Origin of the sequence: Ruegeria meonggei, from assembly GCF_900172215.1 — a bacterium.
GTDB lineage: Bacteria > Pseudomonadota > Alphaproteobacteria > Rhodobacterales > Rhodobacteraceae > Ruegeria > Ruegeria meonggei.
In genome coordinates, this window is sequence record NZ_FWFP01000004.1 from 309,966 (window position 1) to 334,027 (window position 24,062).

18 protein-coding genes and 1 pseudogene are annotated in these 24,062 nt (G+C 54.1%); 10 read left to right on the forward strand and 9 right to left on the reverse strand.

The annotated features are described in order from the left end of the window. The first annotated feature begins 55 nt into the window (after positions 1-55). Entirely contained in the window at positions 56-2,362 is a 2,307-nt protein-coding gene (locus RUM8411_RS08640; RefSeq protein WP_085822284.1) for a Tex family protein, read from the forward strand. A gap of 47 nt (positions 2,363-2,409) precedes the next feature. Here RUM8411_RS08640 and RUM8411_RS08645 read toward each other — a convergent pair whose 3' ends face one another. Next, a complete protein-coding gene (locus RUM8411_RS08645; protein ID WP_085822285.1) occupies positions 2,410-3,669 on the reverse strand; it encodes a replication initiation protein in 1,260 nt (419 codons plus the stop codon). A gap of 579 nt (positions 3,670-4,248) precedes the next feature. On the opposite strand from RUM8411_RS08645, the gene RUM8411_RS08650 reads away from it, so the two are divergent. The 3 genes from RUM8411_RS08650 to RUM8411_RS08660 all read left to right on the forward strand — a co-directional run bounded on the left by RUM8411_RS08650 (position 4,249) and on the right by RUM8411_RS08660 (position 7,590). Then, a complete protein-coding gene (locus tag RUM8411_RS08650) occupies positions 4,249-5,634 on the forward strand; it encodes an AAA family ATPase (protein ID WP_085822286.1) in 1,386 nt (461 codons plus the stop codon). Further along, positions 5,627-6,694 carry a ParB/RepB/Spo0J family partition protein gene (locus tag RUM8411_RS08655; protein ID WP_085822287.1) on the forward strand — a complete coding sequence of 356 codons (1,068 nt, stop codon included), beginning with the start codon at positions 5,627-5,629 and terminating at the stop codon, positions 6,692-6,694. The genes RUM8411_RS08650 and RUM8411_RS08655 overlap by 8 nt, the downstream gene beginning before the upstream one ends. Before the next feature lie 308 nt (positions 6,695-7,002). Further along, a complete protein-coding gene (locus RUM8411_RS08660; RefSeq protein ID WP_085822288.1) occupies positions 7,003-7,590 on the forward strand; it encodes an IS6 family transposase in 588 nt (195 codons plus the stop codon). Between the two features lie 422 nt (positions 7,591-8,012). Here RUM8411_RS08660 and RUM8411_RS08670 read toward each other — a convergent pair whose 3' ends face one another. From RUM8411_RS08670 to RUM8411_RS08695, 7 genes and pseudogenes are all read right to left on the reverse strand, one after another. Next, positions 8,013-8,684 (reverse strand): response regulator transcription factor, encoded by a 672-nt coding sequence (locus RUM8411_RS08670; protein WP_085822290.1) that lies wholly within the window; start codon positions 8,682-8,684, stop codon positions 8,013-8,015. A gap of 100 nt (positions 8,685-8,784) precedes the next feature. After that, positions 8,785-10,368 (reverse strand): sensor histidine kinase, encoded by a 1,584-nt coding sequence (locus RUM8411_RS08675; RefSeq protein ID WP_085822291.1) that lies wholly within the window; start codon positions 10,366-10,368, stop codon positions 8,785-8,787. Positions 10,369-11,179: 811 nt separating this feature from the next. Further along, positions 11,180-11,899 (reverse strand): annotated as a pseudogene (locus tag RUM8411_RS23220) (ABC transporter transmembrane domain-containing protein); the annotation flags it as partial. After that, positions 11,896-12,960, reverse strand: coding sequence for a hypothetical protein (locus tag RUM8411_RS08685; protein ID WP_085822293.1), 1,065 nt, complete (start codon positions 12,958-12,960; stop codon positions 11,896-11,898). The gene RUM8411_RS08685 and the pseudogene RUM8411_RS23220, both read right to left, overlap by 4 nt. 213 nt (positions 12,961-13,173) lie before the next feature. Then, positions 13,174-13,338, reverse strand: a complete 165-nt coding sequence (locus RUM8411_RS22690) for a hypothetical protein (RefSeq protein WP_159453873.1) — start codon at positions 13,336-13,338, stop codon at positions 13,174-13,176. Positions 13,339-14,215: 877 nt separating this feature from the next. Further along, positions 14,216-14,914, reverse strand: a complete 699-nt coding sequence (locus tag RUM8411_RS08690; protein WP_085822294.1) for a hypothetical protein — start codon at positions 14,912-14,914, stop codon at positions 14,216-14,218. Positions 14,915-15,351: 437 nt separating this feature from the next. Continuing rightward, on the reverse strand, positions 15,352-16,197 hold the full coding sequence (locus RUM8411_RS08695) for a LysR family transcriptional regulator (protein WP_085822295.1): 846 nt from the start codon (positions 16,195-16,197) through the stop codon (positions 15,352-15,354). A gap of 85 nt (positions 16,198-16,282) precedes the next feature. Here RUM8411_RS08695 and RUM8411_RS08700 point away from each other — a divergent pair, with 85 nt between their 5' ends. The 4 genes from RUM8411_RS08700 to RUM8411_RS22695 all read left to right on the forward strand — a co-directional run bounded on the left by RUM8411_RS08700 (position 16,283) and on the right by RUM8411_RS22695 (position 19,319). After that, a complete protein-coding gene (locus tag RUM8411_RS08700) occupies positions 16,283-16,750 on the forward strand; it encodes a c-type cytochrome (protein ID WP_085822296.1) in 468 nt (155 codons plus the stop codon). Positions 16,751-16,844: 94 nt separating this feature from the next. Continuing rightward, entirely contained in the window at positions 16,845-17,672 is an 828-nt protein-coding gene (locus RUM8411_RS08705) for a cytochrome c (protein ID WP_085822375.1), read from the forward strand. A 165-nt stretch (positions 17,673-17,837) separates the two neighbouring features. Then, on the forward strand, positions 17,838-18,719 hold the full coding sequence (locus RUM8411_RS08710) for a cation diffusion facilitator family transporter (RefSeq protein WP_085822297.1): 882 nt from the start codon (positions 17,838-17,840) through the stop codon (positions 18,717-18,719). A gap of 159 nt (positions 18,720-18,878) precedes the next feature. Continuing rightward, complete coding sequence (locus RUM8411_RS22695; RefSeq protein ID WP_085822298.1) at positions 18,879-19,319, forward strand: hypothetical protein; 441 nt, start codon at positions 18,879-18,881, stop codon at positions 19,317-19,319. Between the two features lie 330 nt (positions 19,320-19,649). On the opposite strand, the gene RUM8411_RS08720 is transcribed toward RUM8411_RS22695, so the two are convergent. Then, positions 19,650-20,627 (reverse strand): LysR family transcriptional regulator, encoded by a 978-nt coding sequence (locus RUM8411_RS08720; protein ID WP_085822299.1) that lies wholly within the window; start codon positions 20,625-20,627, stop codon positions 19,650-19,652. Between the two features lie 129 nt (positions 20,628-20,756). Between RUM8411_RS08720 and RUM8411_RS08725 the strand changes: the two genes are divergently transcribed. Together RUM8411_RS08725 and RUM8411_RS08730 are read left to right on the forward strand one after the other, a co-directional pair. Then, the gene (locus RUM8411_RS08725) at positions 20,757-21,764 is read left to right on the forward strand and encodes a TAXI family TRAP transporter solute-binding subunit (protein ID WP_085822376.1); all 1,008 of its coding nucleotides are present in this window, start codon (positions 20,757-20,759) and stop codon (positions 21,762-21,764) included. An 80-nt stretch (positions 21,765-21,844) separates the two neighbouring features. Next, a complete protein-coding gene (locus RUM8411_RS08730) occupies positions 21,845-24,058 on the forward strand; it encodes a TRAP transporter permease (RefSeq protein ID WP_085822300.1) in 2,214 nt (737 codons plus the stop codon). The last annotated feature ends 4 nt before the right edge of the window (positions 24,059-24,062 follow it).

A 24,062-nucleotide genomic window follows, 5' to 3' on the forward strand; every position in this document is an offset into this window, starting at 1 on the left:
CCCTTGGCGAATTGGCTGGTTATGAAGTCCCTCCGGACATTTTCAGGAGGCCCCATTGGACCGCATCGCCCGCACCATCGCCACCGAGATTAAAGCCCGCCCTGAACAGGTCGGCGCCGCGGTCAAACTGCTGGACGAAGGGGCCACCGTACCCTTTGTCGCGCGCTACCGCAAAGAGGCGACCGGCGGATTGGACGACACGCAACTACGCACCCTGTCCGACCGGCTGACCTATATGCGGGAACTGGACGCGCGGCGCAGCACTATTTTGGGGTCAATCAAAGACCAGGGCAAGCTGACCGACGATCTGGCGAAGTCCATCGCACAGGCGGATACCAAGGCGCAGCTGGAAGACATCTACCTGCCCTACAAACCCAAGCGCCGCACCAAGGCGATGATCGCACGGGAAAACGGGTTGGAGCCTTTGGCCGATGCAATCCTTGCAGACCGGTCCGCCGAGCCGGAAACTCTGGCGCAGGGCTATGTGACCGAATTGGTCCCTACAACCAAGGACGCCCTAAACGGCGCGCGCGATATCATCACCGAACAGCTGACTGAGAACGCCGGCCTCTTGGGTGAGCTGCGCCGCTTCATGCAGCGCGAGGCGATGCTGACATCGAAAGTGATCGACGGCAAAGAACAGGAAGGCGCGAAATTCAGCGACTATTTCAGCCATTCCGAGCTGTGGTCCAAGACCCCATCGCATCGTGCTTTGGCCATGCTGCGGGCATCGAAAGAGGGGATCGTAACGCTGGACATCGCGCCCGAGCCCGATTCTGGTGCAGCCCGCGCCGAATCCATCGTGGCCGCCCATCTCCACACACGCAGCGAGGCCCCCGGCGACAAGTGGCTGCGCAAGGTGGCGGGATGGACTTGGCGGGTGAAACTGTCTCTGTCGATGATGGTCGAGCTGATGGCCGACCTGCGTAGTCGGGCGCAGGATGAGGCAATTCAAGTATTTTCTCGCAATCTCAAGGACTTATTGTTTTCTGCCCCGGCCGGAGCCCGGGCGACACTGGGCTTAGATCCAGGAATTCGGACCGGTGTCAAAGCTGCTGTGGTCGATGCTACGGGCAAAGTACTCGCGACCGAGACGGTGTACCCATTTCAGCCCAAGAACGATTTGCGTGGCGCCCAGGCAAGCCTTCTGAACCTGATCGCCCGCCACAGCATCGAACTCATCGCTATTGGCAACGGTACTGCCAGCCGTGAGACTGAAAAGCTGGTCGGTGACACTCTGAAACTGCTGCCCAAATCCGTCACCAGCCCCACCAAGGTTATCGTATCTGAGGCTGGTGCTTCGGTCTATTCCGCCTCGGAACTGGCTGCGCGTGAATTTCCTGATTTGGACGTTTCACTGCGCGGAGCGGTCTCGATCGCCCGGCGGTTGCAGGACCCGTTGGCCGAGTTGGTCAAGATCGAACCTAAGTCCATCGGCGTCGGCCAATATCAGCACGATGTCGACCAACATCGGTTGTCTCAATCTTTGGCATCCGTGATTGAGGATGTGGTGAATGCCGTCGGCGTCGATCTGAATACGGCCTCGGCCCCCCTCCTCTCTCATGTGTCGGGTCTGGGGCCTGGATTGGCCGATTCCATTGTTGCCCATCGCGACCTGAACGGCGCGTTTCATTCCCGCAAGGATTTGCTGAAAGTCGCCCGCCTAGGGCCCCGGGCTTATGAGCAATCTGCCGGGTTTTTGCGCATTCGCAACGGGTCAGAGCCACTCGACGCATCTTCGGTGCACCCCGAAGCGTACGGCGTCGCAAGTCGTATTGTGGCTGCCTGCGGCCGCGACATTCGGCAGATCATGGGACATGACGGAGTTCTGAAAGGTCTGCGGGCCGAGCAGTTTGTCAACGAAACCTTTGGCCTACCTACGGTGCGTGATATCTTTGCTGAGTTGGAAAAACCTGGCCGTGATCCGCGCCCAAGTTTTGTGACCGCGAGCTTCACAGACGGCATTGAAACCATCACCGACTTGAAACCCGGTATGGTGCTGGAAGGCACCGTTACCAACGTTGCAGCGTTTGGCGCATTTGTAGATGTCGGCGTCCATCAGGACGGATTGGTACATGTCAGTCAATTGGCCGACCGCTTTGTCAAAGACCCACATGAGGTGGTCAAGACGGGACAAGTGGTCAAAGTCACTGTGGTCGAGGTGGACGTGCCGCGCAAGCGGATCGGTCTAACCATGCGCAAGGACGGAGGTACATCCGCTCGCGACGACCGTACCAGTCAAGGACCCGGGAAGACGTCAGGACATACAAAACCCAAAGAATCGCAACGCGCAAAAAATAGCAATAATGCGCAGCACAGCGCGCTTGGTGATGCCCTCAGATCTGCGATGAAAAACCGCTAGCCTGATCGACTGGTAACGGGCTTCCTGCCAAGTACGATCAACTCCAATCAGGTGAAGGCATCCGGCTCCAACTCTTGCCAGAATTTGAAGATGGCGGTTGCGTTCAAACCAGATCGCCATCCATGCTTTCGGAAGTGTTCGCGATCCAGGTCGTTGTCCAGCCCTGCCAAAAACAGCTGTTTGTCGGCATCGCGCTGCGTAGGGTTTCGTCGCGAAACCAGCTCCTCTACAACCGAGAGCTTACGAGACCTCTCTGTCCGTTCCGCCGCGCGGTCCGCAAAAGCGCGGTCTTCCTGCGCCTTTTCAACCTCCCTCTGCCGGGCGGCTTCAACCGCCTCAGGGCTGGGTTCAGGCGGAGTTTCCACCTCTGGCACCTGGTAGTCATTGCGCAAGGCTGCTGACAGATACCCAAGAGTGGATTTGACATCCCCCTGCCCGCTCACGTAATCGAGTTTTTGCTGTACATACTCCTGACCATGCTCGGCAATCCATTGACGCGCCAACCGGTCTGAGACACCACGATCGCGCAGTGTCTTGTAAACCCGCAGGTTCCGCACACCATCATTGTCGTCGATTTCGAACATCGCCTTTTGCGGATTGCCTTTGATGAGGAACCGAATGTCGGTCACCGTGCGCCCTTTTTTTTGAAACTCCGGCTCTATCAGAATGTCCGAGCTTTTGTTGACCTCAGCCACGGCAGGTTTGATGATCTTTGCGTTGAGGTGCTTGAAGCTGCTGTAGTAGTCGCTGCCATCAACGCCCATGAGCTTGCGGAAAACGTCCAGAGGCCACCACCCAGTCGACCCGGTCCGGACGAACCGATAGCAATTTTCATACAGTGCCAGCCCGTGCCCGGAACTGAAATTCCTTTGAATCTGCACATTGATCAGGGCATAAATTTTGGGATCATAGAGCTTTTGCGCCAAAGCCGGGGAATAAGCGTATTCACAAACGCCGCTTTTCAGCTTGGCAAAACTGAGCAATGACGACACCCCCCATTCCTGGCGGCCCTGCTCGTCCAGCATGTCCCACTCTGCCACGGTTTCAGCTAAGGCCCGAAGACTGGCGCGCAATGTGTCAAAGTCGTTGGAGTTATACCCCACCATCATCGCCAAAGTGCGCGCGTCGATCGTGTGCGTCGATGCTGAGGTCAAGGCATCGTAAGCATTCAGCAACAGGACGTTCGACAGCTTCCGCTGCAACAGCGAAAGCTTGCCGCTGATATGAATAGCGGCGACGTTTTTCTTAACCGTCTCCCGGCGCAACGCTCCGGAAAGGTGATCCATGTCCAATTGTGTATCCGGCATGATTCTGCCTGGCTGCTCGTTTTCATGTTTGTGGCATGAAAAGCACCTTTGGATCAATTTGTTTTGGGTACCCAAATACAGGAGGCGTTGAATCCCGTGGACGGGTACCTTAGCGAAAAGGGGCCCGACTTATCCCCAGAACCATAAGCATATGTCACAATCCGGAGGCGTCGGAGCCGGACAAAGCCGAGAAAAACAAGCTGAGTAGGGTCTAATAAGTGCGAGTATCCAAGCCCCTGCGAATCGGGCCCCTTCTTCCCGGAGTCTGGCACTTAACCACCCGTATATGGGTACCATCCATCCTGTATTTGGGTGCCCGTTCCCCTGTATTCAGGCACCGAATCCCTTTTTACCGTTTGTTTTTAAACGTTTTTTACCGCGCAAAGATTCTAAAGTAACTAAAAGTAATAAACTCTTTGTTGCCCTGTGTTCTTCATTTTTTGGCGGTTTCGTGACGAAACCAGCAGCTTCCCCCAAATCCTGTGGAAAACGCCCCTTAGAAGGATAGCTTCGGAAACCAATGTTCGCTATGTTGGGGAATATACGCCGACAAGGCGAACATTATCTGAGGCATCGACAGTGAATAAATCTAACCAACCTCCTCTGCCGCCCTATTTCAATCTGGATCCACAACAGGCCGCAGGAAAGTTACCTGATCCTATAGGAACCTCTCGATTCGCCAAGGCTGCCGCGTTTTGTGCCAAAGGACGAGAGGATCTTGCCCGACGTGGATACGCGCCTGACGGAGAAAAGCGTCTTCGCCGGTTCTCAGTATGGGAAATTACCAAGTATCTAATTCCGGTGGCCCCGGCACATTTGCGGCGTGTGCTCAAGGCCAATCCCGAGCTCCCCCAGGGTGAAGGAGAGGCCCGATCCAAGTGGTTTACATTGGACGAAGTGTTGCTGCTGAGAAAGCACTTCGCCGCGGAAGGCGTAAGCACTAAGGAATATCTTCCTTACCGTCCTGAAGGTTTGCCAGCCAAGGTCGTGGCGGTCGCCAATTTCAAAGGGGGGGTCGGGAAAACCTCGACAGCGGCACATCTGGCAATGTCGGCCGCGTTGGATGGGTACAAGGTTCTTGTTATCGATCTGGACAGTCAGGGATCAATGACATCTATCCTGGGTGGTAAGGTTGCGGATGAATGGCAGACAGTGTTTCCCTTGATAGCCAAGGATTACGCCCGCGCCGTGCAGGAGGAAAACCATGTGCGGACAGCCGCGGGACAGCCTGAAATTCCTTTGGATGAAACGCTGAGCGAAGCCCTGAACACCCTTCCCCGCGACGTTATTCAAAAAACCCACTGGCCCAATATCGACCTGATCGGCGCTCAGTTGAACTTGTACTGGGCCGAATTTCAGATTCCAGTCTGGCGTATGGGGCTTCGCAGTTGGCCGTTATGGGATGGGCTTACCAACTTCCTGCAAGACGAAGGCGTGTTGAATGATTACGATATCGTTTTCCTCGATACGCCTCCTGCACTTGGGTACCTAACGATCAACGCACTGGCTGCGGCGGACATTCTTCTGGTGCCGTTGGGGGCGTCGTTTCTGGAGTTTGATTCCACTGGCCGATTTTTTGACATGCTCTACACCACCTTTGCCAGTATCGAGGACGGTGAAAACACAGCCCAACGCGCGGCGGGCTTGCCCGAGCTAAAGTTCGAATGGGACGTTGTGCGCGCCATCATCACCCGATTTGACACCAATCAGCAAACCGATATGGCAAACGTGATTCAGGCCTATTTCGGCGATTTCATGAATGCATATCGACAGGACTACACCGCGCTGGTCGGGCAGGCCGGCGAGCAGGTCAACGGCATCTACGAGGCCGATTACCGTGACTTTAACCGAGACACTTATGTCCGTGGACGAGAGACCTTTGACCGCACTTACGCTGAATTCAAAGAGGTTTTGATCGGTTGCTGGTGGCGCGACGCCGAAATGGGAGGAGAAGCAGATGGCTAAACGCAGAAGACTGACAGCCCCGGATACTTCGGAACTTGAGCAATTGGAGGCGGGTTTCGCGGCGAAACCCTCGATCAGCCCGTTTGAAACAAAATCATCACCGCCGCCGATCGCTCAGGTTGCCGGAGAAGCGGCCGCTTTAAACGGAATGGCGGGGGTCACGGATCGGCTGGCTTTAGCCCAGGATCAGGGCGACGCCGCACGATGGCGCGATGCACAGGACGCTGGTCTGGTTGCGGAAATGCTGTCGCTGGATCAGATTGATGCTGATTTCATTCGCCGGGACCGCATGGTCGAAGATGTCGAGGCAATGGATGAACTGCTGGAGTCTTTGCGCGTTCACGGGTTGCGAACACCCATTGAGGTCACGCGCGAGGGCGAAGGATTTGGGTTGATCTCCGGATTCCGTAGGCTAGAGGCGTTCCGCAAGCTTGCTGAAACTGATCCGCGCTTTGCAGAGATTCCTGCGTTCATTCGTGAGGCGGGGTCTGGGCAGGACGCTTATGTCTCAATGGTTGAAGAAAACGAGCTGCGCGCCAATCTGAGCCCCTATGAGCGTGGACGGATTGCAGTGCTGGCAGCAGGGCAGGGTGTGTTCGCATCGACCGAAGCTGCAGTTGACGTTCTGTTTGCTGCCGCGTCCAAAGCAAAGCGATCAAAGGTGCGCAGTTTTGCCGTGGTTCATGAAGCCCTGGGGGATTTACTGCAGCATCCGGTCGCGTTGTCGGAAAAGGCGGGTTTGAAAATAGCGTCGGCCTTGCGCGAGGGCGCTCAGGCAGAGTTGCGCCAGGCTTTGGCTGGGGCAGGGGCGTTGGACGCTAAAACCGAGTGGGGCTTGCTTGAGGCCGCTCTCAAAACAAACTCCGCGCCAGGAAAAGACAAAGCACGGGGCGGACGCCCCCAGCAAGTTCAGCGTTTGACGCCTGTCCCTTTGCCTGGCGGCGGGGATGTTTTGGGTGAAGTTTCTGCCAGCGAATTACGCCTGCGTATCCGCAGGAAAGACTTGTCTAAGGATGAGGCAAAAATCATCGTTGAACAGATTGCTCGGTACTTCACTTAAATTCGCGGCAAACCCGGAGATGGATTTCTCTCCATCTCCGGTCCTAAGTTACATGGGCAGGTACAAGGACAGTGTCCAGGCGCAGAAATACGCAGAAGACAGCACGCCGCGGGATCTGACGAGTAGTGCGCATAAGGCAAAATTTATGAGTATTATTATATGAAGCCAAAGAAAAACATACTGTTCACCGGGTTCTGTTGGAAACTTTTGGGGTTCTCTGTTTGGGCTCTGTTGCAAACTTTTGACATTGACGATTGTTGGGTTAGCGCGCGAGTGATCAGCAGCAATAATCAGTCGAAAGCCAGCTCATGATCTCCTTCAAAGGCACGCAATATCCGAAGGATGTGATCCTGTTCGCGGTCTTCTTCTACGTTCGATACGGCGTCTCCTATCGCGACTTAGAAGAAATCATGGGAGAGCGAGGTGTTTTCGTGGATCACACCACGCTGAACCGATGGGTAACGCGATATTCTGGCGCCATTGCCGAAGCAGCGCGTAGACGCAAAGTACCATGCGACTGCTCCTGGAGAATGGACGAGACATACATCAAGGTTAAGGGCGCGTGGGTCTATCTATACCGCGCCGTCGACAAACACGGAAAGACACTTGATTTCATGTTATCTGAGCGGCGCAACAAGCCAGCTGCCACTAAATTCTTTGCCCGGATGCTGGAAGTTAATGGGTTACCACGGAAGATTGTCATCGACAAAAGCGGCGCCAATACTGCGGGCCTGAAGGCCATCAACAAAAGGCGAACCCGTCCGATGCTAGGTTTCAAATCCTTCAATTCAGCATCAGCAACTCTAGCTGGAATCGAAACTGCGCACATGATCAGGAAAGGTCAACTCACGCCAGGAGTCTGTCCATTCAAACAATTCGCCGAACTAGCCGGTTAACACCGATGCGATCGCTCAATCAGCTCACCATGCTCAAAAGTTTGCAACAGAGCCCACACGCCGAGACATACGGGAGCTTTCAGTGCCGCGAACCCCATTCACGCTGATCTATCGTGTAATGCCCACCCAGATAGAAATTCTGCGTCTCTGGGATACCCGCCAGGGCGCGGATTACTGAAACCAGGGTTTGAATACTGGTGGTATATAGCGAGCGGGGTAGGGGGCAAGCAACCGAACCTGTTTTGTATTCGACCTCTAGCTTCTGCACAGAGGGCGGAAAGCGGTCTTTCGCTGCTCCTGCAAAAAACCATTCACAGTCTCGGTAAGCGGCCATTCAACAGCGCTTGCCATAAATTGACTTTTGGTGTGAAGGAAGCTTTTGCTTGGATCTATGTTTGCGACACATCCCCCAATAGTAATGTTCAGGTCATACGGTAACCGACGTTCCTGAGTGTCACGATCCGCTGACCTTCCGCACCGATTTTGCGCCTGAGACGCCCGACATAGACATCAACAACATTGGTCAATGGATCTTCATTCATGCCCCAAACCGAGTTTAAAATCCGCTCTCTGGATAACACGCGCCCAACATTGGTCAGAAACAGAAGAAGCAGGTCGCGCTCCTTCTTGGATAACTGGATTTCTTGACCTTCAACGGCAACCTGAAGCGAACGCCGGTCAAAGGTAAGCGCCCCACAGGTAATCACAGTTTCGCTAAGATCGTTCGCATAGCTGTTGGCACGGCGATGCAGCGCTTCAACCCGCGCTATCAGTTCGTCAAAGTCGAACGGCTTGGGAAGATAATCGTCTGCGCCAATTTTTAGCCCTTCCACTCTTTCCTCTGGGCTGTCCAATGCGGTCAGCATCAAAATCGGGATCTTTGATTTCCTGGCGCGCAGTTTGCGACAGACATCTTGCCCCTGAATCCCTGGTAACATCAGATCTAACAAGATGATGTCATAGTTGCTGGCAGCTACGTGCTCCAAAGCATCTTCGCCACTTGGTACGTGATCTACAGACCAGCCTTCAGCGGACAATCCGCGACGTATAAAATCAGCTACACGGGCTTCGTCCTCGACAAGCAAAATATTCATAGTACGCCTCAATTATCTCTATGCTCACAACCGCGACGATGCGCAGTGGTGTGCGACCTAACCGATTGCCCAACTTGCTTTTGAAGCAGACTGGCACGCATTAGCCGGTTTCTGGTAGGGCATCGGTCTGAACAACTTTCATCCGAGGTGACTTGGGCAGAGTTATGGTGATCATTAACCCGCCTTCCTGGCGATCTTGAAGGTCAACTGTCCCACCATGAGCCTCGACAATCGACTTCACGACCGGTAGCCCGAGGCCGCTGCCTTCGATCCCCTGCCCCGATGCGTTCGATCCCCGAAAGAACCGGTCGAATGCTTGGGATTTTTCCACCGCGCTCAGGCCGGGACCGTCATCTTCGATTGTGATCTTGCAAGACGCGAGCCCTTCTTCCAACATCGCGCTTATTGTTGGGCCTCCATATCGTCGTGCATTTTGCAGCAATGCCAGTACGGACTGTCGAAGTCGAACTTCGTCAACCGAAGCGATCACCTTGCTTTCTGGGCATTCGACCTGAACCGGATCGGGGAACATCGCCACTGCATCGTGCAGTATTTTTCGTAGATCCGTTTCCTTACGATCCAGTCTGAGCTGGCCAGCCTCAAACCGGGCGACGGTCAACATGTCATCCACGATTTGGTTTGTGTGCTTTGCGGAATCTCGAATACGGGCAAGTGAATCTGAAGCGTCTTCTGACAGCGTTTCTGATGTCCGTAGAGTGACATCAGCCTCGCCGAGGATGATTGCCAAAGGCGTTCGTAACTCATGGCTGATATCGGCCATCAAACGTTTGCGGTTCTCTTCGCCTGTCTCAAGCTTATCGATGAGTTGCTGAAGCTCGAACGTTCTGGCGGCAACGGTGTCTTCTAGTTGCCTCTTTTGCTCGGCGCGGCTGACTTCGCGAGCAGCCAATCCTTCGGCCATACTATTCAGAACGGTTTCCAACTCTCTGAACTCTTGGCTGCCACCGAGACTTACCGGCTTGGAATAATCGGCCCCACGCAGGTGCCCAATGCCGTCTGCAAGTCGCGTAAGTGGCTTTCTGATCTGGCGGTTGAACGACACGAGCGCCACAAGCAAAACGCCAATTGCGGCAAGAACGATCAAGTAAACCAATCGTTCATTCCATTTTCTGAAGGCCGCTGCCTCGCTCAATACCTCGTCGACCTCCTCGGCCTCTTCATCAAGGGCAGCCTGAATTTTTTGATCGAGTTCATCATCAATGTCGCCATCCAGCAGCGCGGCCAAGCGTTCAATCCGAACAAATGTCTCGATACGGCTTCCATTGGTTGAAAGGTTCGCGATTGCTGCATTGACGGATTCGATATCGTCCTCGATCTCATCGAGAAGTTCGAGCTCTTCGATTTCCTCATCACCCACCATCTGGATTTCACGCGCGATAGTCATTCGGATCGAATCTAATGTCTGGTCGATTTTCGCCTGCAGCTCTTCTTCGCTTACGCCATCGTCTCGGTCTCCGATAAGCAACGCGTCGCCGTGTTGCTTGAACAGACGGTATAGATCCGCCTCAAGCCGCAGATGCAGCCCATAGGATTCTTGGGCCAGTGATATCCGTGCGCCCCACCATCGCGTTTTTTCGAGGCTGTACAGGGTGAGTCCCGCAAGACCGCCCAAGAAAGCTACCAGAACAGCAGCGTAAATCCCAAATAGAGTAGATGAACGCATTTCAGACGACCTTTGAATTCTGTTTCACCTTAGGCGAGGCGGCATCTTCAGCCAATATGATGGTGGCCGACGACAACTTCTGCAGATTTTCAAGCAATTTGGCCTGGCGATCCCTGCATGAACCCCACCTGACGGAAGCGATTACGACGACGTCAGCTTTGCCAAGAACTGCGCGCACGAGATCAATACTCAATGTTTGGAAGGGTGACAGCCCGTTACCATTTTCCGCCACCCGCTGATCCAGGCCACCAGGTGCCCGAAGCAGGTCGGATAATCCAAAGGTCTGCATGACCTTTGTTATATTCTGATCATTTGGTCTTTTCGAACACATCAGTGTTGCCGAACGACGCAAACTGCCTTGGAGCCCGACATGATCGTCCCCGACAAAGGCGACTTTTGAGGCTCTATCTTGCCCATCATAGCGAACCGCGATGCCCTCATTCTTATCAAGGCCCGCGATACACCTCGCGATACAGTTTGTGTGCTTCCCCGCTAATGTCGAAGTTGAACCGGAAGGGGCTGCGAAAAAGATAGAGTTTCCCTCCAATTCCCCGGTGACTTCGATTTCAGGGCGCGCGCCATGATTTGCACCAGTTCGCATCAACACCGGTTCCGAAAGCAGCCTCGCTGCCTTTTCGCGTGCAACGCTCCAGGCGCAATAATAGTCCCACGCCCCGGCTAGGTTCTGCAACGGCAGGGCAAGTAGCGCCAACACAGAAAGGCTCGCAGCGACTGTCGCCGGAGCTGTTTCGTTTTGGCTTGCCAACAAAAGCATCAAAAGACCGGTAAGCGCCACACCCAGTTGCAATACTGCCTGAAGGCTGGCGGTTCTGCCTCGACGTGCCAATGCGTCGCGTCGCAACGATGCGCCTTGTTTGTCAAGTTTGCGCAATTCGCGATTGGTTCGACCCATCATGTCCAGTTCAGGCGCAATCGCTATGCGCTCAATCATGGAAATCGCGATATTGGCACGTTTGCGACGCAGCTTTTTATGCCGACGAGCCAGATGCCAGGCCAGCATTCCCATGATAAGCAGCGCGAAACTGAGTGAGGCAATGCCATAGACCGCAAGGGCAGGATCAAGAAAGTAGAGAACGGATACGGCACCCGGAATAACAAAGGTTGCTGACAAAACGTCTGGTAAACCACGGCCAAACCATAGGCGCGCCGCAGATAGGTCCCCGACAAAACGCAAGGACAGTGCACCAACCCGGCGTTTTTCGTGCCGAGATTTGGGAAGTCGGGCTATCTGCTTATACAACGCTCGGCGCAAAGAAATCGCGTAACTTTGGCCGAGAGCTTCTGCGCGGTATCTTGAAAAAAACAAGCACGCAGCTGCGATAATTCCGGAGATCGCCAGTTGCAGGACCGTACTCATTGCAAGAGCGTGGCCTGCATGAAGCGCGGTAAAGGCATCACGCGTCGCAAACGCTGCGAACGCCAGTGCAACAGCCTGCACAATACCGCAGATTGTAAGGAGGACCGCATCAACGATGCGGTCCTTTGTGGCCAGTTCCGTGAGGGGGGTCATGCGGCCACGTTGACAGTTTCACGTCGCATCAGCGGTGCAACATGTTGGGTTATGGTCGCGGGCGACCAAAGATCTTCGCGTGATAAAATCGGGCGACCGGTTACCTCAGCAGCTTCGGCTGCGGCCAATGGCGAACAACTGACCATCCCGGATATCGCAAATGGGCTGAGACCCACCTTGTTCAGAACGGTCACACCGCCCAGAGCACTTAGTGCGTCAGGTGCAGCAAACAGGATGCCGTCCAACCGATCCCGAATCCGCGAAGACTGCAAGATAGCCCGTGTTTCCTGCTGGAACACACCGTCAGCGATCTCAACCACCACAACCTCGGCGCCACGCTCAGCTGCGGTTGCAACCAGCGTATCAAAACCGGCTTCAATCGTTTCTAGCGGCATCCGATATGTCGTGGCCATACCGACGTCCGTGAAGTCGAGCGCCGGAGCGCCTCCGTCTTCGAAACTGTTGAAGTCACCAAAGGCTCCGGTCCCAGTCGCTTTCACACCGGCAACGGAGTAACCCGAACGCGTTAGACCATGACCAAGGCTTGACGCAGCCGTTGTCTTTCCGGAATTCATCGAGGCCCCGAAGACACCAATGACCGTAACGTGTTCGTTGTTCGGCAGCGAGGGCAACGCGTAGTCTGATACGTTAATCACATGACCTGAGGCATTGGTCAGAAGGCCGATGGGCTTTAGTCGCGTCGGATCATCCATACGTATGTGCGCGGCGTCCACTCGGCCAGCGACACCACCGCCTGCGACCAGATCGATAAGATCGTCATCAATCACCGCGCTGGCAAGAAACTGATCTGGTGCGTATCGGTCGCCCAAACAAAGGACAACATAGTCACCAGGGTAGCTGACCGAGGCGCGGCGCTCCGCCAACTGAATTTTCTTGTGATGTCCAATTTCGGCAATCTCACAAAGAATAAGATCTCCTGCCTTTGCGCGGCCCATCTGCGTGGTAAGCCCGTGTACATCGGACCGATCAACTCTGCGGGTTGTAAATGCCCATTTTGCAATTTCGCAAGCGGCAGGGGAGGTTTGAAGAAACTGTGTCATGCTTTGCTCCGTGACTGGCTGTTCAATGAAATCATTTTGCCAGTGCGACGTGAGAAGAATTGCAAAGTGGGATGAAAGGTCAGCATGCGGTCAAATGAACGGCAAATGAACACGTGCTGTTGGAGCTACGTTTTTAAGCTGCTTATTTTCATGCAGTATGAATTCCGGTTTGCTCTCACAAACGGTCAGAGGAACATACATAGCAGTGGGCCTTCATTTAGTCGTCATCGTCTCTATCGTCGTCTCCGCCATCACCACGATCGTCTCCATCATCATCGCGATCATCACTACGATCATCTCCATCCTGTTCGCCTGACCTGCCACTCTTGTTTTCTCGACCTTCACGTTCGCCGCGCTCATTTTTTTCGCCTTGTCCATTATCTACACCACGGCGCAACTCAATGATCGTGATACGATCGTCTCCATTACGATCAATGTCCTCAAGAAGCCTCCGCGCGCCGGATTCTCCAAATGCTGTGGTAAGCTCATTCAAGCTCAAAACTCCGTCCGAATTCGTATCAACAGACCGGAAACTAGCTGTTTGTGCTATGGCTCCATTGAGCAGGCTGAGGTCAACTAAAAATGTGAAGGCCAAGAAAAGGGCGCACTTGACGCAGGCGGTTGCCCTTGACCCACGTTGCGCTGCTCCACTGCCAGTCTTTGACACATTTGATCCTTTGCCCGTCGAATGCTTCGGTGAAAAAGCGCTCCTTACTTCCAGTAGGACAATATGGCCGGCTGAGATGAACCTGACTTAATTTGAAAGTGAACGTCAGATGAATGTTGCCAGCTACCCGGAAACACGGTTTGGCTAAAGACATCGAAACCGCCCAAGACCAAACTCTGGTTTCCAAGGCAAAGGCCAGAAGTTACAGTGATCACAGCTTTCTGCCGGCGACAACGTACAACTGACATTGCGGCCCTAACCGGCCATTCACCGTACCATGCCTTTGCTACGGCGCGGCCCGTCATTCCGGACTTTCGCTGCGCCCGCGATATCGTGCGACATGTGAACTCACACAGCGCGGGACAGAGCCGCCTTATGAAACCGCTGCTACTGCTGATGCAGCATCGGTTCGCAGCTGCTGCACGCACATCGCTGCGGTGCAACTTATTTCGTCAAACCGGCCATTCAAGGCAAGGACATAGTCCGAATTTCGAACGGAGCTTTCGGTGCATCCAGTTTGCGCCCCGAAAAATTGACCTGGTGAATACTAGCGGCAATGCGGGTGGCACACGCACCAGCGCTGTCTGATCAGTCCGTTGAAAAGCAATAAAACAGACCCGCCCCGCCAGAACGTGGCAGATGTTCTTCTCCACAACCACGCGAGCCGTGCGACGAGTTCCAGGACACCATGTTTCGCGCATCATTGAGACCCACACGGTCATGGTGTCCGACAATCGCGGACCCGTCTTCACTATTCGAAGTCCAGTTGCTGCATGTCGTATCGCCACCTGCCGTCGAGAAATGTCCGGCAGAATCGGAGCCGGTCAAAATGTCATGTTTGTTCGGCTGACTACCACGCCCATTTACAGGGTTACCGTTTTCATCAAGTGCGGTCTGTAGACTAATGTTCACGTTGTCGCTGTGCAGATCGGCAACATTGTTGGCGATGAGCTCCCCCTTGGCATTATACCATGGACCCGATCCAATCCGGTCGCGTGCAGAAATACCATTGGTGATTGTCATCGGGTCGGTGCTGCGATCAATGGACATTGAGGTGCTCAGATAGGCTGCGAAAGTTTTGGAAGTACCGGCCGCTGAAGCAAGTTCATTGCAATGAGCATCGGCGCCTTCAAGGCCGCCTAGATTGGCACCGTCCCCCTTGCCCACACTAGTGATGAAAAACGACATCTCCTCACCCGCCGATTGCGCCTGTGCGGCCGTTGCGAAACAGCAGATTACGAGTGCAGCAACCCCATGGGCAGCTGTTCTTTTGGTCAACTTCGACATGTGTTTCTCCCTTCTTGTTGTGTGATCTCCGATGCTAGTCGTATGCAATGCTCGGGTCCACGATTAGCGGACACGGATTAGAGAACATGACAGTTCAGCCTACGAAACATATCCTGACGGCATATAGGTCGGCACAGACGTTGTGGCCGACTTTTGTCACCATTGCGGCAATCCCAAAATGGGGTTCGTACGAAACTTTCACCGCGAAAATTACGAGCGCCCGGTCTGACATACGGACCTCCACCGCCGCGCTCTGATCAATTACGTCAGATGCTGGACAAAGAAGCTTTCCGACTTGACCGCGGCAGTATCCGTAGTCAGCCTAAAGCCGCTATTTCACTGAATGCCCTGCATCGGAATGTCGGCCTTTGAAACACTGAACTCGTAATGCTGCTCTGCAAATAATGCGACTGCTTACAACTGTTCTTTGGGTGATTTCAGTTGGCTAGAGCTTTGGCTATGCGTTCAACCAAGGCCCGTTGCACGACAGCAAATCTTGGTGTCTGCGCGATTTCCTCTAATGTCGCGACCCAGAGCGGAACTTCGATTTGGGGATTCATGCCGGGCGATCTATGAAGGCGGGGGTCAGCGTCGCCGATGAATTCAGGTAAAAATGTCTTGCCCGCTCCGGAAGCGGCCATCTGCTGAAGCACCAAAAAACTGTCTGCTCCGTTGGTAGTTTGTTCGGTATTCACGTTTTCTGCTAGCCACTTGGCAGGCAGAGAGCGGCTCAACGCGCCGTCAAGCCTCATCCATTTACGATTTGGGGAACCATCATCATAGACCCCAAACGACAATGTACCTGATCGTTCTCCGACCAGGCCGTCCTCAAGTTTAATCGATGGGCGCACAGCGATATCCGCAGTCAGCCGGGATAGATCACGGTGGCTGTTGCTACTCAACAAAGTCAGTTCCAACCCTGGGTACTCTTTGGAAATTTCATTCAAAATCTGAGGCAATACCATCTGGCAAAGACTGTCAGTGGATGTGATGCGAACGTGACCAACAGGAGAGCGGTTCGCGCCTACGATTGCCCTCTCTACTGAAAGCACCGCATCTTCAACGTTTTCCATAGCCGAGAGAATTGTTCTGGCCTCAGGCAGCGCGGAATATCCAGAAGGGCTCTTCCGAAAAATCGCACAGCCACTTCTCTGTTCAAAGGCAACCACTCTGCGCAGGACTGTCGCATGTGTTACCCCCAAAGCTTCCGCTGCCGCGTTCAGCGAACCGTATCTATCAACGGCAAGCATATATCGAAAGTCATCCCAATTATCGTTGTTCATAAATTAACAAGAGGCGGCGAATAACAAACAATTACAAGTAAATTCGTTCAAGTTAACATTCGAAGTATTGAACAGGGAGAGACTCATGATGAAGAAGTTCTCAATTTTGGCGGCAGGCATTTTGTCTGTAGCGGCCATTGGCGCAGCCATCGCCCACGAAAGCGAAAACCCGGCTGTGAAAGCTCGGACCTCAGTCATGCAGCTCTATTCCTTCAATCTTGGAACTCTGGGCGGTATGGCCAAGGGCGAGGTGGAATATGACGCCGAAGCAGCAACACGGGCCGCGAACAACCTGGTGGTTCTGACGCAGATCGATCAATCCGCGATGTGGCCCGCAGGATCAGACAACGTATCCGATCCATCCACCCGAGCCCTGCCCGCGATCTGGGAAAACTTCCCGGACGTTGGCACCAAAGGGCAGGCAATGGCCGACGCCGCTGTTGCGATGCAGGCTGCGGCTGGCCAAGATGTTGAAGCCCTGAAAGCGGCTATGGGCGATCTGGGTGGAAGCTGTTCGGCATGTCACAAAGCGTACAGAGCACCGAAAGACTAATTGGTAGATAGCTGTGAAGCGGTTTTTCCTTTTCACCGCTTTCGTTGCACTTTTGGTTGGGTTGGCCGGTTTGGTGCTGACCCGACCACAAAGAATGGATCAATCACACCTCGACGGTTTGAACCCAGATCTCGCCAGAGGTGAATACGTGTTCCACGCCGCCGGATGCGCATCCTGTCATTCAGCGCCGGATGCGGTTGGCGGGGACAAGCTCATGCTCTCCGGTGGTCGCCGGTTTGAGACGGAATTCGGCACATTCATTGCTCCCAACATTTCCAGTCACCCAGAAGTTGGCATTGGGTCCTGGTCTGCCATTGATCTGGCCAATGCTCTGATCCATGGGACCGGACCCGAAGGACAGCACTATTTTCCAGCGTTTCCCTATACATCTTACGCCAACATTACGGCCGAAGACGTTGTTTCGCTCCATGCATTCCTCAGCACCCTGCCAGTGTCCGAAGCCGAAAGCGTCTCGCATGAGGTAGGTTTTCCCTTCAACGTTCGGCGCGGATTGGGTGGATGGAAGCTCTTGTTCATGTCGTCAGGTTGGGTGGTCGAAGGTGATCTGACCGACCAACAACGACATGGCCGGTACTTGGTGGAGGCACTTGGCCACTGCGCCGAATGCCATACGCCACGCAACGGCTTAGGGGGTATGCAACGCGATCTCTGGTTGACGGGAGCGCCAAACCCCAGCGGAAAGGGACGTATCCCCGGCCTAACCCCAGACCAGCTTGATTGGTCCGAGGCCGACATTGCCGAGTATCTGAAATCCGGTTTCACGCCGGATTATGACAGCGCAGGTGGTGAGATGGTGGACGTCATCGAGAACACATCACGCCTCACGGATGACGACCGTTTGGCGATTGCCGCCTATCTCAAAGCTGTTCCTGTTTCGTCGACGGGGCTTCCATCCAAGTAACAGTCGTTTGGCGCCATGTTGCGAGGACCAGATGATGTTGCCGGTCGCCAGTAGGAAGCTGTGAGGCCTATTCCCTTTTCACCGAACACCTGTTTTACGTTTTGAACATCGGAGCTCACCAATCACCCGAGTTTCTGTTCATGATTGACCGAGGGTCGAGGCCAAATGACACAAAAAATCGCTCTTTGGTCCATTCCGATATCCATTGCGGTACTCGCCCTAAAACTGTTGGCTTGGTGGCTGACAGGCTCGGTGGCGTTGTTGTCGGACGCAATGGAATCTACCGTGAATGTCGTTGCGGCGTTGCTGGCATACTTCGCAGTTCGGGTTGCCAATAAGCCCCCTGATGAAAACCACCCCTTTGGTCACAAAAAAGCCGAGTACCTTTCCGCTGTCGTCGAGGGCGTACTGATTGTGCTGGCGGCGTTCTTGATCATCAGAGAAGCTGTACTGGCACTCCCAAACCCGCATCTTGAGGATGCGCCGCTTCTTGGAATCGTCGTCAATGTCATTGCAACGGGTGTGAATGGCGCATGGGCCTACCTATTGCTCAAAATTGGCAGGCGCGAGGGTTCGCCTGCATTGGAGGCAAGCTCCCGGCACATTTTCACAGATGTCATGACCTCAGTTGGTGTCATCGCAGGTCTGATACTTGCACTTGTCACCGGCTGGCTGATCCTCGATCCGATCCTGGCAATTCTCGTTGCACTGAACATCTTGTGGGAGGGCTGGAAAATTATTCGGTCGTCCGTCGATGGCCTGATGGATGTGACACTTTCGGACCATGAGTTGCAGACTGTTTCCAACGCAATCGAAGCAAATCTCGGCGCAGCCTTAGAGTATCACGACCTCAAAGGGCGTAGATCCGCAAATGTCATCTTCGTGGAGTTTCACCTTGTTGTGGACGGCACAATGCCAGTCAGCGCAGCGCATGATATATGCAATGACATCGAGGAAGAATTGGATCGTTTGTATCCGGGTTCAGTCTTTGTCATTCACCTCGAACCTGATGAGGAGTTGAAGGGAGACGGGGTCAGTTCCCACTAAACTTGTCATTTAACTCTGCAAAAACACTATCGGTTTGGCTGATCTGACTAAGACGTTCGGCTTGAAATTCGTCAGACCTAAGCCCGATGTGGAAAAGCCGAACCAGAAGTAACCTGTCTCCAACGTCACGAAGCGTGATGCTCAAAATTGGAGGCGAAAATGAAAATTCAAAGAAAGCTGGGTCAACTTCTTAGTACAGCGGCGTTGGCTTCGTTGATTGCGGCTACGCCTTATGTGCCAGCGTTTGATGCCGACGGTCGCCTGCATTTTGAACCGTCCTATGCCTTTGCCAAGAGCGGCAAGGGGAAAGACGGCGATGGTCGCGACGATGATCGGGATGATGATCGTGACGACGACAGAGATGATGACCGCGACGACGACCGAGATGATGATCGTGACGACAATTCGGGATCAGGAAAAAGTGGTCGCGACGACGATGACGATGACGATGACGATGATGATGATGACTCCAAACGCTCCAACAAAGACAGCGGAAAGAAGGATCGGTCTCAAACAGGGGCAAGCCGTCGGGTTCAGATTGGGTGGACTCGGCGCCCGTTAACGACCGGTTTGACGAAATTGACTGCGCCGAAGCGATGATCGTACTGCATGCGCGAACAAATGCTGCATCAGCAATAGCCGCGCGAACAAAAGGCGGGTTTGTCCTGCAGGCAGTGAATTCAGGAGTCCGCCGAATTTGCGCTCGCAGCGAAGGTCCGCATAGCGGGCTGCAAACGCAGCATCGGGCTGGTGTGCCGAATGTCTCTTATGGGCCGACTGCGATCGGGAACTGAAGCGATCCTGAGCAGATGCTGCACTGCCTCCGATGTCCACAACGAGCCCAGAGTAACGGATGCCGCAACATGCATGAATGCCGGCTTTTGGTCACTCAATAGCCAAACACAAAAACTGGTTTTCAGATCGTAAGGTCTATAGTGATCTATTATGTTCTGTCCCTTCTTCATCTATCCAAAAGGAAAGGGGGTTTGCCTTCACGCCATCCAACATCCTCAACACTTCTGCCTTCCATCCCGCTTTGGTCTGTAATGCCAATTGGGACGGTGATCGGTGGTTTGGTTCGAGGATGGCATACTCATATCTGAGCGGTTTCGTGAAGGGTAAGAAAACCACTTTGCCATTCGAGAAGTTAAGCTCACGCTCAGTCGCAACTGTCAGCGGATCAACGATGCTGCAACACTGTCCTGAACTCACAAATGGGATTAATGGCAGAAAGTACTGGCAAGTTACCGTTGGGTTGTATTCAGCGGCAACGTTTTCAAACTCCTGCCGGATTTTTCGTTGAAACGGGTGTGAAGGATGCAGGCCGCCCATTGGCGTTCCATCCAGATCCGATAAGGTCAAGCTCTGGCGCGATGAAAGCGGATGATCGCGATCAAGGGCACAGAAACAATCTGCCCGAATTAGCTCGGCGGAATACTGGGGTTTTTTACCGGTTGAATGCTCGAAGTCAGCAAAGCCGAAGTCGATGTTTTGTGATCCCGCAAGCTCCATAATCTGAGGTGAGCTGCGAGCGGAAAGTGTTATGCGAATTTCGGGGTTTTCGCCAACTGACTGGCTTATGAAACGCGGGAACAAAAAGGCAGATGGACCAGGCATCGTTGCAATATTCAAGCTTCCGGCATGCCCTTTGATGAGACCTTCCATGGTGTTGGAGATCGACGCGAGGCGGTCAAGAATGCCTGTCGTTTCTGCCAATAGATAATGCGCTTCGGGAACCGGCACCAAACGCCGTCCTTTACGTTCGAACAGCATCAGGCCCAGAGATTTTTCAAGGTTTTTCAACGCAAGACTGATTGCAGGCTGCGTTCGATTCAGTTTCTTGGCTGTTTGAGAGATGGAGCCGGTCTCCATCACTTCACGAAATACAGTTAGCTGGGTCAGGTTCATATGTTTAAGTATAAGTAAAAGTTTAGTTTAGTGAAATATAACAAATTTGTATTTATGCAATTTGTCTCTACGCTTGCAGGATCGAAGTTTGGGAAAACCGAAACCGAAATTCCAACAAGGGAGATGACAATGAAAATTGTAAAATGCTTGACTGGTCTAGCATTGGCGGGCGCGCTGGCCGCACCTGCGCTGGCGCAGGATCCGACCTTTTTCCGTATCGGCACCGGTGGTGCTGGCGGCACCTACTTCCCCATCGGTGGCACCATCGCCAATGGTATCTCAGCGCCTCCGGGCTCACGCCCGTGTGAAGAAGGTGGCCAGTGCGGTGTTCCGGGGCTGATCGCAATTGCGCAATCCACCACCGCATCGGTCTTTAACAACGCGGCCGTTGAAAACGGTGAGCTTGAGGCGGGTCTTGCTGCAGCGGACGTCACGCGTTCGATGTATCTGGGAGAAGGAAAATTCGAAGGCAAACCGCATCCCAAGCTGCGCATCGTGGCCAACCTGTTCCCCGAAGACCTGCACCTTGTTCTGCCGGCCGGGTCGACGATCAACGATCTGAGCGATCTGGAAGGTAAACGCGTTGGTATCGCGCAAGCTGGTTCTGGCACTCAGGTAGCCGTTTTGCAGATGCTCGATGCCTGGGGTGTCAATCGTGACAACATGGACGAAGCCGAGCTTAACAACAGCCAGAGCGCCGAGCGGCTGGCCGATGGTCAGCTAGACGCCTATTTCTACGCTGCGGGCTGGCCGGTTGCTGCGATGGTGCAACTATCGTCGACCAAAGGCATGAACCTGCACTCGTTCAGCGATGAGGATCTGGCCAAAATCAATGAGATCATTCCGGCCTATATCCCTTCGGCCATCCCTGGCGGTGTCTATGAAGGTATTGATGCGGATACGAAGACCCCCGCGGTAAGCGCGATGCTGGTTGTATCTTCGGACCTATCCGATGATCTGGTCTATCAGATGACCAAAGCTCTTTGGAATGACAACACTCGCAAGCTGCTGGATAACGGTCATGCCAAGGGCAAGCAGATCACACCAGATACGGCGTTGGACGGTGTGGTGGCGCTGGGTGTTCCGCTGCATCCGGGCGCCGAGAAGTTCTACAAAGAAGCCGGGCTTCTTCAGTAATTCTGTCTCACGAAACTAAAATGTCCGGTGCTCAGATCTGAGCACCGGGTACTCAAAATACGCGCAATCAGGGGGCCATCATGTCCGAGACACAAAAGCTTGATGACCACGAGCTGACAGCCGAGGAACTGGCTGCAATCGAAGAACAATTCGACGAAGGCGCCGCCGTCCGGCAGGTAACTCCGACAACTGGAAATGTTCTGCGCGTCGTGGCCCTGATCTTTGCATTCTACGAATTTTTCACAGCCGGGTTTGGCCTGCCTGCCGATCACTGGCACATGGGCATTTATCTGGCTCTGCTGTTCATTCTGGTCTACGCGACAATCCCGATTATCGGGGCCAAAAGCCTTTATGCGCTTAAAATAAGTCGGTTTCGCATAGGCAACATCCCACTATACGACTTGGTCTTCATGGTGCTGGGGATCATCGCAGCGCTGTATGTTGGCGTCGCCTGGCGCGGCATTCCGTTTCTGGGTATCGAGGAACAGACGTTCCGCATGGGTAACCCCAACACATTTGATGTGGTATTGGGCGTGATCATCATCCTGCTGGTTCTGGACATCGCGCGCCGCACTTTGGGTTGGGTGTTGCCGCTGATCATCTGCGTCTTTATTTCATACGCACTGCTTGGGCCGTACTTCCCCGGATTGCTGCAACATCCCGGCGTGAATTTTAAAACCTTCGTGTCGTCGATGTATTTCCCGCAGGAAGGCATCTACGGCGTCACCCTTTGGGTTGTTTCGACCATCGTGTTCCACTTCGTACTGTTTGGCGTGATCGCGCAACGCACGGGGTTGGGGCAGCTATTCATCGATAACGCAACTATTTTGGCGGGCCGTTATACCGGCGGTCCGGCAAAAGTGTCGGTGGTATCCTCGGCCTTCTTCGGCACGATCTCAGGTTCTTCGGTGGCCAACACCGTATCAACCGGCGCGCTGACAATTCCCAACATGAAGCGCCTTGGATACCCCGGCCATTTTGCCGGTGGGGTCGAAGCCGCTTCCTCGGCCGGTGGTCAAATCACTCCGCCGATCATGGGGGCCGCTGCCTTTATTATGGCCGAGTTCCTCGAGGTTCCCTACACCACCATTGTGATTGCTGCGATCTTCCCGGCCCTTCTGCACTATGTTGGCGTCTTTGCCGTGGTGCACCTGATGGCGCGCAAGCTGAACCTGAAAGGTCTGACCAAAGAGCAGCTGCCTCAGTTCAAGGCGGTTTGGGCCGAAGGCTGGGCCAACATAGTGCCCCTGATCGGCCTTCTAGTGGTTCTGTTCACGGGTTACACGCCCTTCATGTCGGCCTTCTGCGGCATATCACTTGCGGTAATCGCGGGCATGTCGCGCTTGAGGCAACCGCCGACATTGATCTACGCGGCAGCGTTCCTCAGCTTTGTACTGTGGAAGTTCTCAGACGGCGGTTTTGACCTGACCATGACAACAATCCTGTGCGGATTGACGGTGGTCGCAACTATGAACCCTCAGAAACGCATCGAAGTGCCCGAGATGCTACAGGCGGTAGAATTGGGTGTGAAATACTCGCTGGCCGTGGGCGCCGCCGCTGCTGCGGTCGGTATTGTCGTGGGCGTGATCAACACTACTGGCATCGGGTTCCGCATCGGTTTCATGGTTACGCAAGGCGCAGGCAACCTGGCATCTGATCTGTACAACATGATCTCGTTTGGCAGCTTCCAGTTCTTTGCGATGGAAGACTTACAATTGTTCATCTCATTGGTGTTCATCGCTGTCGTCTGTATCCTGATGGGCGCGGGCATTCCGACCACCGCGCTGTATATCATGTTGGTGTCAGTGGCGCAGCCTGCGCTGGCGCAACTGGGTGTTCCACCCATCGCCAGTCACCTGTTCGTGCTTTACTATGGTGTTGTGTCAGAGATTACGCCACCGGTCTGTACCTCGGCCTACGCCGCTGCGGCGATTGCCAATTCAAACCCTTTCCGAACAGGATTGTCTGCCTTTACCCTTGGCTTAGGGAAGGTTATCGCGCCCATGGCCTTTGTCTATGCGCCGGTGCTGCTGTTCGTGTCCTCAACCGGGTTTAACCTGTGGGAATTCACATATACCGCGACCAGTTGCATCGCCGGGGTCATTGCCCTGTCGGCGGCTGTGGTAGGGTATTGGTTGAGCCCGCTGAATATCGCATCACGCATTCTAATGGCCATCGCGGGCATCATCTTTGTAGCCCCATCGTTGACCGCCGACCTGATCGCGCTGGCCGTGGCGTCACCGGTGATCATCACCCAACTGATCGCGCGCAACCGCAGTCATACTACGGCCTGAAAAG

Coding starts and splice junctions, on each gene's coding strand:
- RUM8411_RS08695 (WP_085822295.1), bottom strand. CDS start 16,197: ATGAACAACGATAATTGGGATGACTTTCGATATATGCTTGCCGTTGAT.
- RUM8411_RS08670 (WP_085822290.1), bottom strand. CDS start 8,684: ATGAATATTTTGCTTGTCGAGGACGAAGCCCGTGTAGCTGATTTTATA.
- RUM8411_RS08725 (WP_085822376.1), top strand. CDS start 20,757: ATGAAAATTGTAAAATGCTTGACTGGTCTAGCATTGGCGGGCGCGCTG.
- RUM8411_RS08690 (WP_085822294.1), bottom strand. CDS start 14,914: ATGTCGAAGTTGACCAAAAGAACAGCTGCCCATGGGGTTGCTGCACTC.
- RUM8411_RS22695 (WP_085822298.1), top strand. CDS start 18,879: ATGAAAATTCAAAGAAAGCTGGGTCAACTTCTTAGTACAGCGGCGTTG.
- RUM8411_RS08685 (WP_085822293.1), bottom strand. CDS start 12,960: ATGACACAGTTTCTTCAAACCTCCCCTGCCGCTTGCGAAATTGCAAAA.
- RUM8411_RS22690 (WP_159453873.1), bottom strand. CDS start 13,338: ATGGACAAGGCGAAAAAAATGAGCGCGGCGAACGTGAAGGTCGAGAAA.
- RUM8411_RS08700 (WP_085822296.1), top strand. CDS start 16,283: ATGATGAAGAAGTTCTCAATTTTGGCGGCAGGCATTTTGTCTGTAGCG.
- RUM8411_RS08645 (WP_085822285.1), bottom strand. CDS start 3,669: ATGCCGGATACACAATTGGACATGGATCACCTTTCCGGAGCGTTGCGC.
- RUM8411_RS08705 (WP_085822375.1), top strand. CDS start 16,845: ATGGATCAATCACACCTCGACGGTTTGAACCCAGATCTCGCCAGAGGT.
- RUM8411_RS08710 (WP_085822297.1), top strand. CDS start 17,838: ATGACACAAAAAATCGCTCTTTGGTCCATTCCGATATCCATTGCGGTA.
- RUM8411_RS08655 (WP_085822287.1), top strand. CDS start 5,627: ATGGCTAAACGCAGAAGACTGACAGCCCCGGATACTTCGGAACTTGAG.
- RUM8411_RS08675 (WP_085822291.1), bottom strand. CDS start 10,368: ATGCGTTCATCTACTCTATTTGGGATTTACGCTGCTGTTCTGGTAGCT.
- RUM8411_RS08720 (WP_085822299.1), bottom strand. CDS start 20,627: ATGAACCTGACCCAGCTAACTGTATTTCGTGAAGTGATGGAGACCGGC.
- RUM8411_RS08660 (WP_085822288.1), top strand. CDS start 7,003: ATGATCTCCTTCAAAGGCACGCAATATCCGAAGGATGTGATCCTGTTC.
- RUM8411_RS08730 (WP_085822300.1), top strand. CDS start 21,845: ATGTCCGAGACACAAAAGCTTGATGACCACGAGCTGACAGCCGAGGAA.